Source organism: Peptoniphilus ovalis (assembly GCF_018919265.1).
Lineage (GTDB): Bacteria > Bacillota > Clostridia > Tissierellales > Peptoniphilaceae > Peptoniphilus_A > Peptoniphilus_A ovalis.
The window spans coordinates 386,563-402,541 of the sequence record NZ_JAHLQO010000003.1; the positions used below are offsets into that span (position 1 = coordinate 386,563).

Sequence of the window (15,979 nt, forward strand, 5' to 3'; positions counted from 1 at the left end):
ATATTATAGCTTGGATAAGATATTTTTACCAGGACTTATCTTTCTTGATCCATTTTCTTGTTTTTCATACTTTCTCTGTATTCATTATCTTTATTGACTTGGTCTTGGAATTTTTTAATCTGTGCTATTACACTTGGTTTTTCTCCTTGTTTTATTAGCTTATCTATTTCTATGGATAAGTCTATGCCAAGTTCTTTATTTACAAAATCTACTGAATATTTTATATGATTAATTTCCTGGTATTCATCTTTTATCTTGTCTTTTTCTTTATTTATTTCTTCAAGATTTACCATTAAAAGATTTTTTTCTTCATTCCATTTTTTAGGACTTAGTTTTTCCTTATCTGATAGGAGTTTTTTTAATTTCCCACTTACTACTTTATATTGGTCTATGTCTTTCTTATGTTTATTATAAAAGGTGTCTTTTGTGAATATATTTTTCTTTTGATATTCTTCATAAACTCCTTTTTTGGCTTTGTAGATTTCATAGTATAGAATTTTCTTTTCTACATCTTCCATTTCTTTATGGATTGTCTTTGCTTTTTTATTTAGTTTGTAACTATTAGACTTTAATGTTTCTATTTTTGTTTGTAACTGACCTATGGTTTCTATGTTATTCTTTCTTAAATAACTATATGCACTCGTTAGCTTTTTGAAGTCATATTTTTCTTTATTTGTTTTTGCATATCCTTTTAGATATTTGCTTTTTTCTTTTTGAATTTCTGAATAAGTTAATAGATAATTTGTTAGATTGAAAAGTTTAGGGTTGTCTATTACCTTATCTCTTTCTATATCCTTAAATTTTTCATAAGCAGTAGACAAGTTATCTAATAAATTTCCTATCCAACCCTTTAATGTTTTTATCTCTTCTTTTATTGTTTTTACAAGGTTATTATATTTTCTTATTTCTCTATTATAGTTTCCCTTGTCAGTTTCTATTCCCTTTCTTTCCATTGCACTTGCTGCTGATCCTAAGTGGATTGTCGGTAAATAATCTGAATTTTGTCTTTTAAAACTCCTATGGTCTACTCTTCTTTCTATCTTGTTTCTTGCTAGATATTCATTGCAAAGGTCTGAAAAATTTTCTCTCCATTTTTCTACATTTCCCTTATCATTCCAGGTTGTTAGTTCTACTTTTCTTGTCTTTGGTTTTCCATTTTTGTTTAAAATCTTCTCTCCTTTTTCATTTAGGATATATTCTTTTTTTGACTTTGCTAAGAACTCTCCTTTTTCGTTTATGGGTCGCATTATGGTCATTATATGACAATGGATATTTCCATTTTTATCTTGACTCTCATCATGAATTGCATAATCTACTATCATTCCTTGTGATGTTAGATTTTCTTTTATAAATCTTTCAACTAGGTTTTTATTTTCACTTAAAGTTAATTCTTTTGGTAGTCCTATTATGAATTGTCTTGCTAGTTGTGCATTAGAATTTTTTTCTGCCATTTCTACTTTATTCCATAAGGTAGACCTATCGTTAAATTCTTTTGGTATATGATCAGGTAATATTATATTTTTTGCTAATACTTTTCCTTTTCTTGTATAGTCATGGGTTACTCCGTCCCATTCATTTTTTATTTTTTCTCCACTTATATATGCTGCACTTGCTACTGCACTTTTCCCTTTTCCTCTTGATATTATGTTTACTGAAAAATGAAAACTGTCTGCCATTTTATCACTTCCTTATATAATGTATTTAGGTTGTTAAAGGTAACCTATAATCCTTTATCGACTAAGTATTATTCAGTTTTACTGTATAATATTGTTATTAGATAGAGTGTACTCGTCACTTCCTTGAGATTTAATCTCGTACTTGAAAGAGTGAGTCCTCTAATCTTTTAACCGTTTACGAATAAGTTAGATGTTGACCCTTTCAGGGTACTTCGTATATACCATAAGGCAGTAACGTTATTAGATTTTGAGGTGTCTATCTAAAATACTTTTTATGAGGTTTCAAATGTTTTATTTAGGTATCGATATTGGTAAAAATACTCATGTTGCTTCATTAGTTGATGACAAGAAAAAAGTTATTTTTAAGGCTTTTTCTTTTCCAAATTCCATTAATGGTGCTGAGAGTTTAATCCTTAAACTAGAAGCTTTCAAAAATGAACTTGAAATAGGTATGGAAGCCACTGGTCATTATTGGCTAAGTTTATACTCGTTTCTTTGTGAAAAGAACTTCACTGTTCGTGTTATCAACCCTGTCCAAACTGACGGTTGGAGATCTGGTATAGAAATCAGAAAGAGAAAAACTGATATTATTGATTCTCTTTTAATAGCTGATCTTCTTAGATATGGAGATTTCGTTGAGACTTCACTTTCTAATGAAGATTATTTGTCTTTGAGAAATCTTTCCAGATTTAGGTCCTACCTTATTTCTTCAATTGGCGATCTTAAAAGAAAAACTATTGCACTTTTAGACCAAGTTTTCCCTGAATATGCTTCTTCTTTTAGCAACATTTTTGGTAAGACTTCTAAAGAAATTCTTTCAAATTTCTCTACTCCTTCTGATTTTGAGGATATTAATTCTGATGATTTGAGTACTTTTCTTGAATCTGTTTCTAAGAAAAACTATGCTTCTAAGAAGATTGATGAGCTTTCTAAAAAGGCTTCTTCTTCTTTTGGTATTAATTTCTGCCTGGACTCATTTAGTCTTCAAATCAAAATGCTTATTGAGCAAATTTCTTTTATTCAAAATCAGGTTTCTGATGTTGAGAATGAAATTGAGGTTTTACTTGGAAAACTTAATTCTCCAATTACTACTATTCCAGGTATAGGTTCTGTTAATGCAGCTACTATATTAGGTGAAATTGGTGATGTTAATAGATTTTCTAATCCTTCTAAACTTGTCGCTTATGCTGGTTTGGATGCTAGCGTTTCTCAGTCTGGAGAATATGAATCTACTTACAATCATATGAGTAAAAGAGGTTCTCCTTACTTAAGGCGTGCTCTTTTTCAATCCGCTCTTAGAGCTGAATTTTGTGATCCTATTTTCTCAGCTTATTATCAAAAGAAAATTACAGAGGGAAAGCATCATCTAGTTGCAACCAATGCTGTTGCTAGAAAGCTTTGTCATACTATTTTTGCTGTTCTTACTAAGAATGAACCATATCAACAACAAAGTTAGTTTTTGCTTAACTGTTTACAAATTTTTGATAAAGGTTCTGTAAATGACTATCTTTGCTCGTGCTTAGCCTTTATCATTTGCAGGTTCTTTTGAGAAAATTACAATTTCACGAGCAAAAACCTTATGAATCCCATATTTAAAATTTATTAAATATTAGGTCTTTTTGTTGTGCCTATTTTTATTCAGTTTTTATCTATATCAATTCCTATATTTTTTCATTTTACATCTTGACTTTTTATAGTTAGTCTTTCTTTCTTTGTTGTTTTAGGTGGAGGCTTAATAGAGTTGTATATCCTCTTTGTGAATGAGCGTTTTGAAATGATAAAATAGAAAAAGCCGACTACTGAATTAATTTTTGTTGTTTCAGTATGTCGGCTTAATTGTTACTTTCATTTCAAATTTTAAAAGTCAAGGGCGAGCGTTAGCGAGTTTATTTACCCTTGACTTTTAAAAAGCGAATGGTTGTTGCTCCCTGCAAGGGTTTGGCTCTAAAGACACGCAAGCACCCTTTAGGGTGTATAATTGCGCCCTTAGAAAATCTAAGGGAGATTTTGTTATTTTATTTTTATTAATTTCCTCTTATTATTCTTATTGTTTCTTTAAATTCTTTTGTCTTTGTTGCTTCTTCTAGTAGGATTTTTATTTCTTCATCTGTTAGTTCTTCTGCGTTTTCTATAAGGCTTTCTAAGATTGCTCCTCTTGTTATTAGCCTATGAGTTCTTTCTTTTCTTCTTTTTACTATGTCTTGTTTTAATATCTTATTTTCTTGATTTTTTAATTGCCTTAATCTTTCTTCTGTATCATCAATTTTATCTTTTATTTCTTTTGACTCTTGTCTAATTTTGTCTAAATTTTTCATATATAATTCCTTTCTTACAATAAAAAAAGACGATAGAGTTTTTATTTTCTATCGCCTAGGATATTCATCATTTAATGTTTTAACATTTTTCTAATTTAATAAGTTTTTATATCCTTACCACAAGACCATATTTTAGTTTCAGCAACTCTGAATCTTAATATAATCACTTATTATACTTGTTATTTCTATATCTAATACAGATATATCATCATTCATCCTAAATATCTAATTTTAGATTTTCCATTTTTTTTGAGTTCAATGCAAAAGACATTAGAAATATTATCAAATATATTACACAAAGTGCAACATTTCCACCTGACTTAGAAAATCCAAGCCTATTTAATGCAAATATTTCTATTGATACTAGCATTATAGAGCCAATTAAGCCTAAAACCATCCACAAATCACCTTTCTCTAAATCAATAAAGTACATGGCTAAGTAGAAGATTGATACTAATTGCAAAATAAGACCTAATAGAACATTTAACAAAGATATTAAGTCTGAAGCTCCATAATCAAAATAATGCTTACCTAGATAAATTGATATATAATTCAAAATAATCAACATCAATATAGAAAAGAGAATAATAACTACTTGACTTATATATTTTGATAGTATTATATTTTTACTTTTTATTGGTAGCATGAATTCATATTTATATAATTTTAAATCATAATCTTTTCTTTGAGATAAAAGGATCAACAAACTGTTAGCGAAGATTACTACTGCAAAATACGCAAAAACAACCATTTGTATGTCAGCAAATAAATTTATTAGAATCCATGCTAAAATTAAAAATGCATTCATTATAAAAATGTTTTTAATGTTTTTATAATATATTTCTAACAATAAACCTTTCATATATTAGTCCTCCTTCCATGTTAATATTAATAACATTTCATCAAAATTTGGTTTATTCACAACAAATTCTTTATACTTATTCTTTATCTTCGATATATCTTTTACTAAAATATTTACTCTCCCATATTCTCTCCTGTATGAAATGATGTCCGTTTTTTCCACTTTTTCTAGTTCTGTATCAGTACAACGAAGTATCCCATAGTTATATAACAATTCATCCTTTTCTTCACTCAACACGACTTTACCATTATCCATAAAAACTATATAATCAGCTATTTTTTCCAAATCTGTTGTAATATGTGATGATATATATACCGAGTGTTCTGGGTTTTCTATAAATTCTAATAATATACATAAAATCTCATCTCTACTTACTGGGTCTAACCCTGAAGTAATTTCATCTAATATGAGAAGTTTTGTTTCATGAGACAATGCTATAGCCAACGATAACTTCTTTTTCATTCCAAATGAAAATTGCTTAGTTTTCTTGTCTATTGGCAAATTAAATCGATTCAAATAATTTTTAAAACTATCTTCTTCCCAATTACTATAATTAAATTTCATTACCTCATTTATCTCATTAGGTGTTAATAATAATGAATAGTTAGGGTCATCTAAAACAACACCTATGTGTTTTTTAATATCTATTTGATTACAATATTCAGTACCAAATATCTCTACTTTTCCCTCATCTTTTTGAAACATTCCAAGTATACAAGAAATAGTAGTACTTTTTCCTGCTCCATTTCTTCCTATGTTTCCTACAATAGATCCATAAGGTACTTCAATATTTATATTTTTCAAAGAAAAATCATTTGTTTTATTCTTTTTATTTAATCCAGATACCCTTAATGCAAATTTATTTTCATATGAATCCATCATTGCCCCTCCTCATATATCTTTTTTATTAAATCTATCAAATCATCTATTGAAATAGAACTTGATTGTATTTTCTTGACAATTTTCTTTGCTAAATCTTCCACTTCTGTATATGTTTCTATTTTTTGTAATTCAATATTTCTTGCTGATATAAAACTGCCTTTTCCGTGAATAGTTTCAATAAATCCATCTTTTTGTAAATTTTCATAAGCCTTTTGAACTGTAATTACAGCTACCTTAAGATTTCTAGCTAATACTCTCATAGATGGTATAGAATCTCCAGTTTTCAAATCTTCATTCATAATTTGTTTTTTTATCTGATTTTCGATTTGTTCATAAATCGGTTCGCTAGAATCGGTATTTATAACAATATTTATAATGCACCTCCTGTTCCAGAAGTGTACTTATGTGTACTTGTTATTTTAATAATACCACCAATAAAAATTTTTTTCAACCCCCTTAATTTCCCAATTTTGAGTATAAAAAAAGACGATATAGTTTTAATTTCTATCGTCTAAATCAAATTATTCTAATATACGTCAAAGTTATGTTACTAAAGTACTAATTTCTTCCATTTTCTAACCTTAGTTCTAAATGTACCAAATGGTGCTACTGTATTTACATGAATAAATTTATACACTTCCCAAGTTGCTGTTTTTGTTGCTTCATCTGCCCATTTTCTCATATGAGGTTTAAATAATTCTTCTTCTGTTAGCTCATCTATCATAAGATAAATATCTTCAATATTTTTTGTTAATTGTTCTTTTAGTTCCTTTAAAGATTTATGAGCGTAAGCTTCTGTAAACCATTGATATAATTCGGCTAATTGATTCCACTTGAATTTATCTGATGGTGTTTTTACTTCAAGTCCTTTTTTCTCATCTTCTTCCCATTTCAATACTAAAGCTGTCCAACCTACTTGATAGGCAAGATTTTCTGCTGGTGTCCTATCAGCTTCGTCTACTCTTTTATCTTTTAATTCTTCTGGGATATTATCAAACTCTGAAATATATTTTGCAAAAGTTTTTTTAATCTCATTTTTTAATTCTTCCTTACTTTCATAAGACCTCATATGCCTACCTCCATGGTTTGTATATAGATATTTTACCAAAAATAATTATATCTTAATATTTAATCATAATCTTCCAGTAACTTGTAATTCTTATGTTTTGTGATATCAAATTTATCAGATAGTAAAAGTCTTACCACTCTTATCTGGTATATACACGTGCCTCCATCCATTACTGTTATTTCAATAAAATTTTAGATAACTTTATTAAGATTTTCTTTGATTCCTTATAAATCAAGTTTAAAGAACTATAAGAATTTAAATCTCTTGTTCAAATTCATCTTCAAAACTAATAATATCATTAGGAGTGCAAGATAGAGCCTTACATATTCTTTCTAAATTCTTAAATGTAATTGGTTTATCCTTGCCCATTTGTGCCATAACATTTGTTGTAAGCCCTGCCATAGCTATTACATCAGTTTTCTTTAAACCTTTTTTTGCTAACTGTATCCATAATGGTTTATAGTTAAGTGCCATAATATCCCTCTTTTTCTTTTCATTAGATTTATTTAATTATAGCATAAATATTGATTTCATTCAATCTTACATTGATTTAGTGATTTGTTTTAGAGAATTTGTTGTGTTATTCCGTCCTTATTTTGCCATAAATTGCTTAATACCTTGAGATTTAGCACCAGGGTTGTCATTACCATAACCTTCCATTAGGTTTATAACTCCCCATGCTCCAAGTCCTGCACCAATTGCAGTTACAAGTGTCTTTAAAACTCCAACTCCAGCTGTAAAAAATTCCATATTATTCCTCCTCGTTTTCTTTCTCTTTATTTTCTATTTTGTTTAGTGATTTAACTATAAAATTCTTGTAGACCTTATCTCCTTTTTTGTTTTCTTTGAAATATCCAAATACGTGGATAAAATCTCCTTTTTGAAATTCTTTTACAATTTCTACCTTTTCTCCATATACTGAGCAATTTGTGTATTCTTTGCCCTTTCCATATTTTTTTACAAGAGCAAAATTTGCTACTTGAATATTTTCCCCATCTTTTTCAAATTCAGAAAATTCAGCTTCCTTAACTAAATTTGCATTAATATTTATCATTTCTCTATCCATTAATTTCTTCTCCTTAATCTATAAATTTCAATTAAAAAAGCGACTGAACTTATATTTCAATCGCTAAATGTTATCTATTTTAAATTATTTTAGTAGGACTTCTTATCCTTACCATCTTGACCTCCTAATTTTGAGTATAAAAAAGACGATAGAGTTTTTAATTTCTATCGTCTAAATATTTTTTCAGTTTAGTATAAATGCAAATATTAAATTATAATAGGTATCTACCAAGCTCAAAAATCAATCCTGAATAAAAGAATATTTCATCTTTATTATATTCTATTGTAATAATCTCCCCATTATTATCTATATAATTTTTACCATTAAAATGAATTTTTTGATATATATTGCTAAAATCTCTGATTTCAGTTATTGTTGTAATTCCTTGTTTTTTGATTTTCGCGGCAAATTGTGAGTGATTTCCACCTCTACATATAATAATATTCATTGGCTTGATATAATAATTTTGAATGTTACCATTTGAGTTCTTCCAATCAAATATAGTATTTTCGTCAATAAAAAATAATATGTTATTAATTACTCTATCCTTATTCCATGGATCAATTAGAATAGGAATGTCATTTATATCTATATCCTTTTTGTTTTCTACAACATTAATTATCGGATTCAGGCACATTTTATTACTTAGAATTCCATATATTTGTTCTATTTGGCAATTCTTTAAACTTTTGTTATTACCTTCAATAGTTTGAATTAGTTCATAATAATTCAAATATTCCACTATGATAGTTATTAAATTCTTAGCAAGAACAGCTTTTTGAGAACCACTTTTGCTATTTATTATATTTATATATTGTGTAAATATCTCTTCTTTAGATATTTCTTCAGTACGATTATTATGAATTAGTTTTTTATTTAATATTTTCTTTAAACATTTCACAATTAACTTTATTTCTCCATTCATTGATTTTTATATCTTATAGAACTATTTTTTTCCATTTTCTAATTTTAGTTCTAAATGTTCCAAAAGGGGCTACTGTATTTACATGAATAAATTTATAAACTTCCCAAGTTGCAGTTTTTGTTGCTTCGTCTGCCCATTTTCTCATGTGTGGTTTAAATAGTTCTTCTTCGGAAAGCTTATCTATCATTAAATAAATATCTTCTACATTTCTTGTTAGTATTTCTTTTAATTCTTTTAAAGATTTATGAGCATAGGTGTCTGTAAACCATTGATATAATTCTCCGAGCTGATTCCATTTGAATTTATCTGATGGCGTTTTAACTTTAAGTCCATTCTTCTCATCTTCTTCCCATTTTAATACTAAAGTCGTCCAGCCTACTTGATAGGCAAGATTTTCTGCTGGTGTCCTATCAACTTCTTCTAGTCTTTTATCTTTTAGTTCTTCTGGTATATTGTCAAACTCTGAAATATATTTTTCAAAAGTCTTCTTAATTTCATTTTTCAACTCTTCTTTGTTTTCATACGACCTCATAAATATCTCCTTTATATAATTATACTACATTTCAATTTGCTTAGATACTAATTTCTAATTTTGTAATAATACTGTTTCTTTTTATTTTTATCTTATCCCTATTTTTCAAATACTCTTCCACATCAAACAAATTCTTCTTATCATAGTCTTCCAATAACTTATAATTCTTATGCTTTGTAATATCAAACTTATCAGATAAGAAAGGTCTTACTCCTCTTAGCTGATAAATACACTTACCGCCATCCATTACAGTTATTTCATCTTGGCTCATAAGTTCCTTACCAGTCTTTTGATAATTTAGTCCAAAGCTCTTTTGATTTGATCTTGTTTCTGATGTGTTATATAGGTCTATGGTTTCTTTTCCTAAGGTTTCTGATAACTCTTTTACTGTTGTTTTTTCTTTTCCTCCTAGAAAGAGTGTAGAGTCGCAGTTACCAACTATTGTATCTGCATGGTCTTTATAGATTGCTTTTAATTGAGATTGTGCTTGCAATATTATGCTTGCTGATATTTCTCTTGAACGAATTGTCGCTATTAGTTTCTCAAATTTAGGAATTAAGCCAATATTTGCAAACTCATCAAGCAAACACCTAACATGAATTGGAAGTCTTCCACCATACACATCATCTGCCTTATCACATAGTAGATTAAATAGTTGAGAATACATTATTGAAACTACAAAGTTAAAGGTATCATCTGTATCTGATATTATTACGAACAAGGCAGTTTTTCTATCTCCAATTTTATCTAGTTCTAATTCATCTTCGCTCATTAATTCTCTAAGTTCTCTTATATCAAAAGGTGCAAGTCTTGCTCCACATGATATTAAAATTGACTTAGCAGTTTTTCCTGTAACAACTTGTCAAGGACTTTCTAATCATTTTTATCGACTTTTTGATGTTTTTCTCTCTCCATTTCTCTAAGCATTATGCGTTTTAATTTGTCTTGCATTGTTTCCGTTGCATTTTCATTAAAGTGAACAACAACCTCATAGGTTGCTTTACCAATTTTCTTTATAGTTTTTGTTCCTGTATTCTGTTCATTTTTATTTTCGTGCATATATTTTTCCTCCTCTTTGTTGCAATAAAAAATGCGATTAGATTTTTAATTTTCTAATCGCCTTTTAAGTGTCATATTTACATTTTTTTATCTTTGGCATACTTTTATACCTTTTTAGACTTAAAGTCTTTAATAATGGCTTTCCACCTCTTTTTATCTATAAAGATTCTCCTACATCATAGTTCATTTTTTTATTTAAACCTTTCTGTCTTAGTTTTTCTTTGTCTTCTTCATACCATTTTAAGATTGTTGCATAGTGGTTTTGGTAGGTCTTACCACTGCTTTCCATGTATCTTGATAGTTTATTTATCATTATTTCTGTGTGTGAGTTTAATTTTTCTTTAAGATTTTTATATTCTTCTTTGCTTAACCTTACATTTTTGAATTCTCCATAAAAGATGGGGGTGGACTGTTCTTCTCTCCCCTTATCTATACTAACCTTATCTAATCTACCCTTACCTATACTGGGTTGACCACTTGACAACCTTTGGTTAACCAGATGACAACCAACTTTTTCTTCTGAAATATATGCTCCATTGTCCGTTTGATAAAGCTGTTGTTTCTGTTCGATATACATTGTTGGCTTATATCTGTCTTTTCTAATAAAGTTATTTATCTTCCAATGAGTAATGACGATAATTCCCTGATCAAAGACTATCACAAAGCCTTTGGCAATAAGTATTTTTAGGTCATCTTCATTTGCTCCTATGATTTTGATGATTTTGTTAGGGTTATTTACAAACCCGTCATCATCTGCTCGCATTGATAGATGAAAATACAGGCATTGACTACTTAGTGGCATATCCAAAAATAAGTCGCTATCCACTATCTTTAGTGAAAACATTCTTTTATCTGCCATGCTCTCCTCCCTTTCTTCAAATAAAAAAGACGATAGTTTTTACTTCTACCGCCTTGTGTATTGCTATGATTTAACATAATCATATATTAAATTTTTAAGTCTTTATTATTTAAAATCTTACTAAACATACCATGGTACATATCTTTAGAAGATTCTTCTATCTTGGTAATGGTTGATACCTTATTCCCTGCATCCTTTGATGATGCTCCGCAAAGATAAAAGGCTTCATTTCCCGTTCCATAGTCTATGGCAATATATCTATCATGGTATTTTTTACCCGCTATCTTCAGTTTCAGGTCTATATTAGGATAGTCTTTTCTAAAATCATCTAAGATATTTTTTGTAAGCATATCCTTGTTTTTAACATTATCACTAAAGACTATGATTTGAGTCTTATCTCTTGCAGCTCTTAAAAGTTCTAATGTTTTAAGCCCTATATAGTTATCTATAACATAAATACTTTTCTTTGCTGATTTATATATTTTTGTATAGGCAAGATCAGCTTCTATCTTATCTCCATTCATCAAGAGGAAATGTTTATATGTTTCCGGGTCTATAAAATTGTCCATTACCTTTTTCAAATCTTCTTTTGTAGCCATTTGAGATTTTATTCCTGCAATATCTTTTGTGTTTTGGTTGGTTTGAATTGCTATTTGAACTAATTCCTTTGAGCTGATAAAATCTTGATTTTCAATGATGAAGTCTTTCATCTGCTTAAACATTCGTATTAAAGCCTTGCTCTGTTTAACAGCAAGTTCTCCCCTTAATACAGTCATAAGCATATATATTCCCTGTTCTGTAAAGGCATATGGATTATACTTTATATTGCTTCCTCTACCTGTTCCTCTCTTCAAGGTCACATTTTGTGATCTTGAAAGTTCATATACTTCTTCATCAGTTAATTGGAACATAAAATCATCATCAAATTTTTCACTATTTCTTTTTACCTGTTGATTAAAAGCTCTTGTTTCATACCCATATATTTCAGCAAGCTCAAAATCAAGCATAACCTTTTGATTTCGTATATAGTAAATCTTACTTTTAATTGTAGTTTCATCTATAACTACAATTTCCTTATTTTGCTCTGCCACAAAACTCACCTCCTATATATTTTTGGAGCTACAACTTGTAGCCATTTTCTCTTTATTTCATTTAGCTTATAGCTCTTAAGCCAATTATCCATCATATTTTCAAATTCTAATTTCTATAATTATACCAAAAATATTAAATCTTTTCTATCTCTCCCTCTCTCTCTTTATCTATCTCTATATCTTTCTCTATATCTTATCGGACATGGGTTGGACTCATTAAGGACAATGTCCTCTGTTTATTTTGTATGTATCTTCTTTTAACTTTATCCAATAATATCTTTTGTTTGTTGCCATATCTGCTCCTTCCCAGATTTTCGATAATCGAAATTCTTGATTTCCGATTTTCGGAATTCTGGACTTCTGCTTTTCGGAAGTCTTGTTATTATGGTTATTTAAGGGTGTAACTTTTCGTTACTCCCTTAGATTTCTCTGGTCATATCTTTTTTGCTTGGTTTTACTTTTTCTTTTACTTTTCTTTTGACTTTTTCTTTTGTCCTATCCTTGTTCTTGGATAGGTCTTTATATTTCTTTATTTGTTTTAGGATACTTTCTTTTTCTTTTTTATTTTCTTTGGCTATAACTTGTTTAAAGGCATATTCCATTACTTTTATGTCTTTGGATTGGAAGAATATTTCATAGTTTTTGCTTTCTTTGTTTTTCATTACTGAGAAACTTACTCCAAGTTTGTTTAGTTCTTTTTTTAAGTCTTTGAGGTCGCCTTGATCTATGCTTATATTTTCTAGTTGTCCTTTCTTGTAGAGGTCTTTTATTTTCATTTCATCGCCCATAAGACTTTTTAGGTTTCCATTTGCTTTTTCTAAAGTTTCATTCATCTTTTTTCTTATTTCTTTTTCTAAGTTGATTGATTCTTTTGCTGCCTTTATTGTGTAGCTTATTATGGTTTTTATTGCATTTCCTGCTTCTTTGCTTATTTCTTCGTTTATCATAATTTGCTCCTTTCTTCCTTAAATGAAAAAAAGGGAAGTATAGGCTTTAATTTTTCTATACTTCCCTTTGGATCTTTTTATTTGGTTGTTGGTGGTGGAATGCTTTATTTTGATATTTTTATAGCTTTCTTTGGTATTTGTACCTTTTGTTGTTTTTCTGCTCTTATTTGCTTTTCCACCTTTAGTAGTTTATGTGTGTTCTTTTATCTGATAGATAGTTTTTCATGTTGGAATATATAATCTGTATTTCTTCATTGTTCATTGATTTTATTTCTTCTGTGCTTTTATATGTTTTATATGTTCCATCTTGATCTGCTTTTATGAGTTCATCTATTAGTTCTTGCCTTTTATTCATCTCTATTACCTCCTAGATCTGCCTTTAGTTGTTTGGTCATATTATAGCTTGGATAAGATATTTTTACCAGCTCTTACCTTTCTTGATTTTTGTAATAATCTTTGATTTTTTGCTTTTTATTATTGAAACTATCGCTATCCCTTTTATATTCTTTTATCTTTTCTATGATACTTTCTTTTTCTCCTCTCTTAATCGCCTTGTCAATTTCTATTGATATGTCAATACCATATTCTTTATTTACTACTTCTACTGCATATTTAATATGATTTATTTCCTTGTATCTTTCCCTTATCTTTTCTGACTCTGTATTTAATTCACTGATTTCATTTTCTAAGCTTTTAATTTCTCCTAACCATTCTTTTTCTCTTAAATTTTTCTTTCCACTGATTTTTTCAATTAAGGTTCTTGCCCTTATATGTTGGTCTATTTCCTTTTGGTTATTCTTGTAAAAGCTTTCTTTGAATATTTTCTTGCTTTCATATTCTTGGTAGGTTGCTTTTGTTTTTCTTACAGTCTTTGCATAGGCTAAACACTTATTAAGGTCTTCTATCTTTTTACTGTTTTCTTTTATGGTCTTATATATATCAGAGTTTTTACTTCTTAGGGTGTTTATATGTCCTTGTAGGTCTGATATGGTTTTTATTTTATTTTCTCTTAGATAATTTATTCCACTCGCATATCTTTTTAGATCATAGATTGCTTTGTTTCTTTTCCCATAAAATGATAATTCAGCTCTATTGTTTTCCTGCATTTCTTGATAGAAGCTTAAATATTCATAGAGGTTAAAGAGTCCTGATTCATTTTCGATTTGCTTTTTACTTTGGTCTTTATATTCCCTATATGATTCTTTTAGCTTATCTTTAAAGCCTGCTAACCATGATGTTATTTTCTTTATTTCATTGCCTATGTTTTTTAATAGTTCATTCTGTTTTTTTATTTCTCGATTTATATCTCCTTTTTCTGTCCTTATTCCTTTTCTTTCCATTGCACTAGCACTTGCTCCTAGATGTATTGTTGGTATTTGTTTTATGCCTTGTCTTTTAAAACTCCTATGGTCTACTCTTTTTTCTATCTTGTTTTTTGCTAGATATTCATTGCAAAGGTCTGAAAAATTTTCTCTCCATTTTTCTACATTGCCTTTATTGTTCCAGGTTGTTAGTTCTACTTTTCTTGTCTTTGGTTTTCCATTTTTGTTTAAAATCTTTTCTCCTTTTTCATCTAGGATATATTCTTTTTTACTTTTTTGCCCCCATGTTCCATCTTCATTTATTGGTCTTACTATGGTCATTATATGAGCATGAATATTTTGATTTCCCTCTCTACTTTCATCATGAATTGCTAGGTCTACTATCATTCCCTCTTTTACAAAATTGTTTTGAACATATTCTTCTATCATCTTTTTATTTTCTTCTACGCTTAATTCTTTTGGTAAAGATATGATAAAGTTTCTTGCAAGTTGGGCATTAGAGTTTTTCTCAAATAGTTCTACCGAGTTCCACAAGGTTTTTCGGTCTTTATATTCTTCTGGTGCGTGATCTGGTAAATATATTTCTTTGCTAATTACTCCTTGTTTTTTGGTGTAGTCATGAGTTACACCGTCCCATTCATTTTTTATTTTTTCACCACTTATATATGCTGCACTTGCTACTGCACTTTTGCCTTTTCCTCTTGATATTATGTTTACTGAAAAATGAAAACTGTCTGCCATTTTTATCTCTTCCTTTATTTTTTTTTGTTGTTTTAGGTGGAGGCTTAATAGATTTTTATATCCTCTTTGTGAATGAGCGTTTTGAAATGATAGAATAGAAAAAGCCGACTACTGAATTAATTTTTGTTGTTTCAGTATGTCGGCTTAATTGTTTTGTTCATTTCAAATTTTAAAAGTCAAGGGCGAGCCTTAGCGAGTTTATTTACCCTTGACTTTTAAAAAGCGAATGGTTGTTGCTCCCTGCAAGGGTTTGGCTCCGCATGACGCAAGCACCCTTTAGGGTGTATAATTGCGCCCTTAGAAAATCTAAGGGAGATTTGATTATTTTATTTTTCTTAATTTTCTATCATTATTCTTAGTGTATCTCTAAATTCTTTTGTCTTTGTTGCTTCTTCTAGTAGGATTTTTATTTCTTCATCTGTTAGTTCCTCTGCATTTTCTATAAGGCTTTCTAAGATTGCTCCTCTTGTTATGAGCCTATGAGTTCTTTCTTTTCTTTTTTTTACTATGTCTTGTTTTAATATCTTCTTTTCTTGATTTTTTAATTGCCTTAATCTTTCTTCTGTATGATCAATTTTATCTTTTATTTCTTTTGATTCTTGTCTTATTTGTTCTAATTTTTTCATATATAAC

19 protein-coding genes and 2 pseudogenes are annotated in these 15,979 nt (G+C 28.9%); 1 reads left to right on the forward strand and 20 read right to left on the reverse strand.

Going from position 1 to position 15,979, the window contains the following annotated elements; all coding sequences use genetic code 11:
- Positions 1 to 35: 35 nt before the first annotated feature.
- Positions 36 to 1,676, reverse strand: a complete 1,641-nt coding sequence (mobQ, locus tag KQI68_RS05490; RefSeq protein ID WP_216549129.1) for a MobQ family relaxase — start codon at positions 1,674 to 1,676, stop codon at positions 36 to 38.
- Between the two features lie 286 nt (positions 1,677 to 1,962).
- Between mobQ (KQI68_RS05490) and KQI68_RS05495 the strand changes: the two genes are divergently transcribed.
- Complete coding sequence (locus tag KQI68_RS05495) at positions 1,963 to 3,132, forward strand: IS110 family RNA-guided transposase (protein WP_216549130.1); 1,170 nt, start codon at positions 1,963 to 1,965, stop codon at positions 3,130 to 3,132.
- 568 nt (positions 3,133 to 3,700) lie between these two features.
- On the opposite strand, the gene KQI68_RS05500 is transcribed toward KQI68_RS05495, so the two are convergent.
- The 19 genes and pseudogenes from KQI68_RS05500 to KQI68_RS05585 form a co-directional block, all read right to left on the reverse strand.
- Entirely contained in the window at positions 3,701 to 3,991 is a 291-nt protein-coding gene (locus KQI68_RS05500) for a DUF3847 domain-containing protein (protein ID WP_216549131.1), read from the reverse strand.
- A 217-nt stretch (positions 3,992 to 4,208) separates the two neighbouring features.
- On the reverse strand, positions 4,209 to 4,853 hold the full coding sequence (locus tag KQI68_RS05505) for an ABC-2 transporter permease (protein WP_216549132.1): 645 nt from the start codon (positions 4,851 to 4,853) through the stop codon (positions 4,209 to 4,211).
- Positions 4,854 to 4,856: 3 nt separating this feature from the next.
- A complete protein-coding gene (locus KQI68_RS05510) occupies positions 4,857 to 5,735 on the reverse strand; it encodes an ABC transporter ATP-binding protein (RefSeq protein ID WP_216549133.1) in 879 nt (292 codons plus the stop codon).
- Positions 5,732 to 6,112 carry a GntR family transcriptional regulator gene (locus KQI68_RS05515; RefSeq protein WP_343221671.1) on the reverse strand — a complete coding sequence of 127 codons (381 nt, stop codon included), beginning with the start codon at positions 6,110 to 6,112 and terminating at the stop codon, positions 5,732 to 5,734. The genes KQI68_RS05510 and KQI68_RS05515 overlap by 4 nt, the downstream gene beginning before the upstream one ends.
- A gap of 173 nt (positions 6,113 to 6,285) precedes the next feature.
- Positions 6,286 to 6,804, reverse strand: coding sequence for a ClbS/DfsB family four-helix bundle protein (locus tag KQI68_RS05520; RefSeq protein ID WP_216549135.1), 519 nt, complete (start codon positions 6,802 to 6,804; stop codon positions 6,286 to 6,288).
- A 62-nt stretch (positions 6,805 to 6,866) separates the two neighbouring features.
- A pseudogene (locus KQI68_RS10490) lies at positions 6,867 to 6,986 on the reverse strand (conjugal transfer protein); the annotation flags it as partial.
- Between the two features lie 73 nt (positions 6,987 to 7,059).
- On the reverse strand, positions 7,060 to 7,278 hold the full coding sequence (locus KQI68_RS05525) for a helix-turn-helix domain-containing protein (protein WP_004830100.1): 219 nt from the start codon (positions 7,276 to 7,278) through the stop codon (positions 7,060 to 7,062).
- Between the two features lie 117 nt (positions 7,279 to 7,395).
- Positions 7,396 to 7,554, reverse strand: a complete 159-nt coding sequence (locus KQI68_RS05530; protein WP_004825242.1) for a Maff2 family mobile element protein — start codon at positions 7,552 to 7,554, stop codon at positions 7,396 to 7,398.
- A gap of 1 nt (position 7,555) precedes the next feature.
- Positions 7,556 to 7,870 (reverse strand): single-stranded DNA-binding protein, encoded by a 315-nt coding sequence (locus KQI68_RS05535; protein WP_216549136.1) that lies wholly within the window; start codon positions 7,868 to 7,870, stop codon positions 7,556 to 7,558.
- Positions 7,871 to 8,081: 211 nt separating this feature from the next.
- Positions 8,082 to 8,795: a DUF6710 family protein gene (locus KQI68_RS05540; RefSeq protein ID WP_216549137.1), complete on the reverse strand. Its 714-nt coding sequence runs from the start codon at positions 8,793 to 8,795 to the stop codon at positions 8,082 to 8,084.
- Positions 8,796 to 8,808: 13 nt separating this feature from the next.
- A complete protein-coding gene (locus tag KQI68_RS05545) occupies positions 8,809 to 9,327 on the reverse strand; it encodes a ClbS/DfsB family four-helix bundle protein (protein ID WP_216549138.1) in 519 nt (172 codons plus the stop codon).
- 40 nt (positions 9,328 to 9,367) lie between these two features.
- A pseudogene (locus KQI68_RS05550) lies at positions 9,368 to 10,189 on the reverse strand (VirD4-like conjugal transfer protein, CD1115 family); the annotation flags it as partial.
- A gap of 11 nt (positions 10,190 to 10,200) precedes the next feature.
- Entirely contained in the window at positions 10,201 to 10,386 is a 186-nt protein-coding gene (locus tag KQI68_RS05555) for a transposon-encoded TnpW family protein (protein WP_070811546.1), read from the reverse strand.
- A gap of 157 nt (positions 10,387 to 10,543) precedes the next feature.
- Positions 10,544 to 11,245: a replisome organizer gene (locus KQI68_RS05560; RefSeq protein WP_216549139.1), complete on the reverse strand. Its 702-nt coding sequence runs from the start codon at positions 11,243 to 11,245 to the stop codon at positions 10,544 to 10,546.
- A gap of 86 nt (positions 11,246 to 11,331) precedes the next feature.
- Positions 11,332 to 12,336, reverse strand: a complete 1,005-nt coding sequence (locus KQI68_RS05565) for an ORF6N domain-containing protein (RefSeq protein ID WP_216549140.1) — start codon at positions 12,334 to 12,336, stop codon at positions 11,332 to 11,334.
- A 419-nt stretch (positions 12,337 to 12,755) separates the two neighbouring features.
- The gene (locus KQI68_RS05570; RefSeq protein ID WP_216549141.1) at positions 12,756 to 13,283 is read right to left on the reverse strand and encodes a PcfB family protein; all 528 of its coding nucleotides are present in this window, start codon (positions 13,281 to 13,283) and stop codon (positions 12,756 to 12,758) included.
- A gap of 181 nt (positions 13,284 to 13,464) precedes the next feature.
- Positions 13,465 to 13,638, reverse strand: a complete 174-nt coding sequence (locus tag KQI68_RS05575; RefSeq protein ID WP_216549142.1) for a hypothetical protein — start codon at positions 13,636 to 13,638, stop codon at positions 13,465 to 13,467.
- Between the two features lie 73 nt (positions 13,639 to 13,711).
- On the reverse strand, positions 13,712 to 15,346 hold the full coding sequence (mobQ, locus tag KQI68_RS05580) for a MobQ family relaxase (RefSeq protein WP_216549143.1): 1,635 nt from the start codon (positions 15,344 to 15,346) through the stop codon (positions 13,712 to 13,714).
- A gap of 335 nt (positions 15,347 to 15,681) precedes the next feature.
- Positions 15,682 to 15,972: a DUF3847 domain-containing protein gene (locus KQI68_RS05585; protein ID WP_216549144.1), complete on the reverse strand. Its 291-nt coding sequence runs from the start codon at positions 15,970 to 15,972 to the stop codon at positions 15,682 to 15,684.
- Between the last annotated feature and the right edge of the window lie 7 nt (positions 15,973 to 15,979).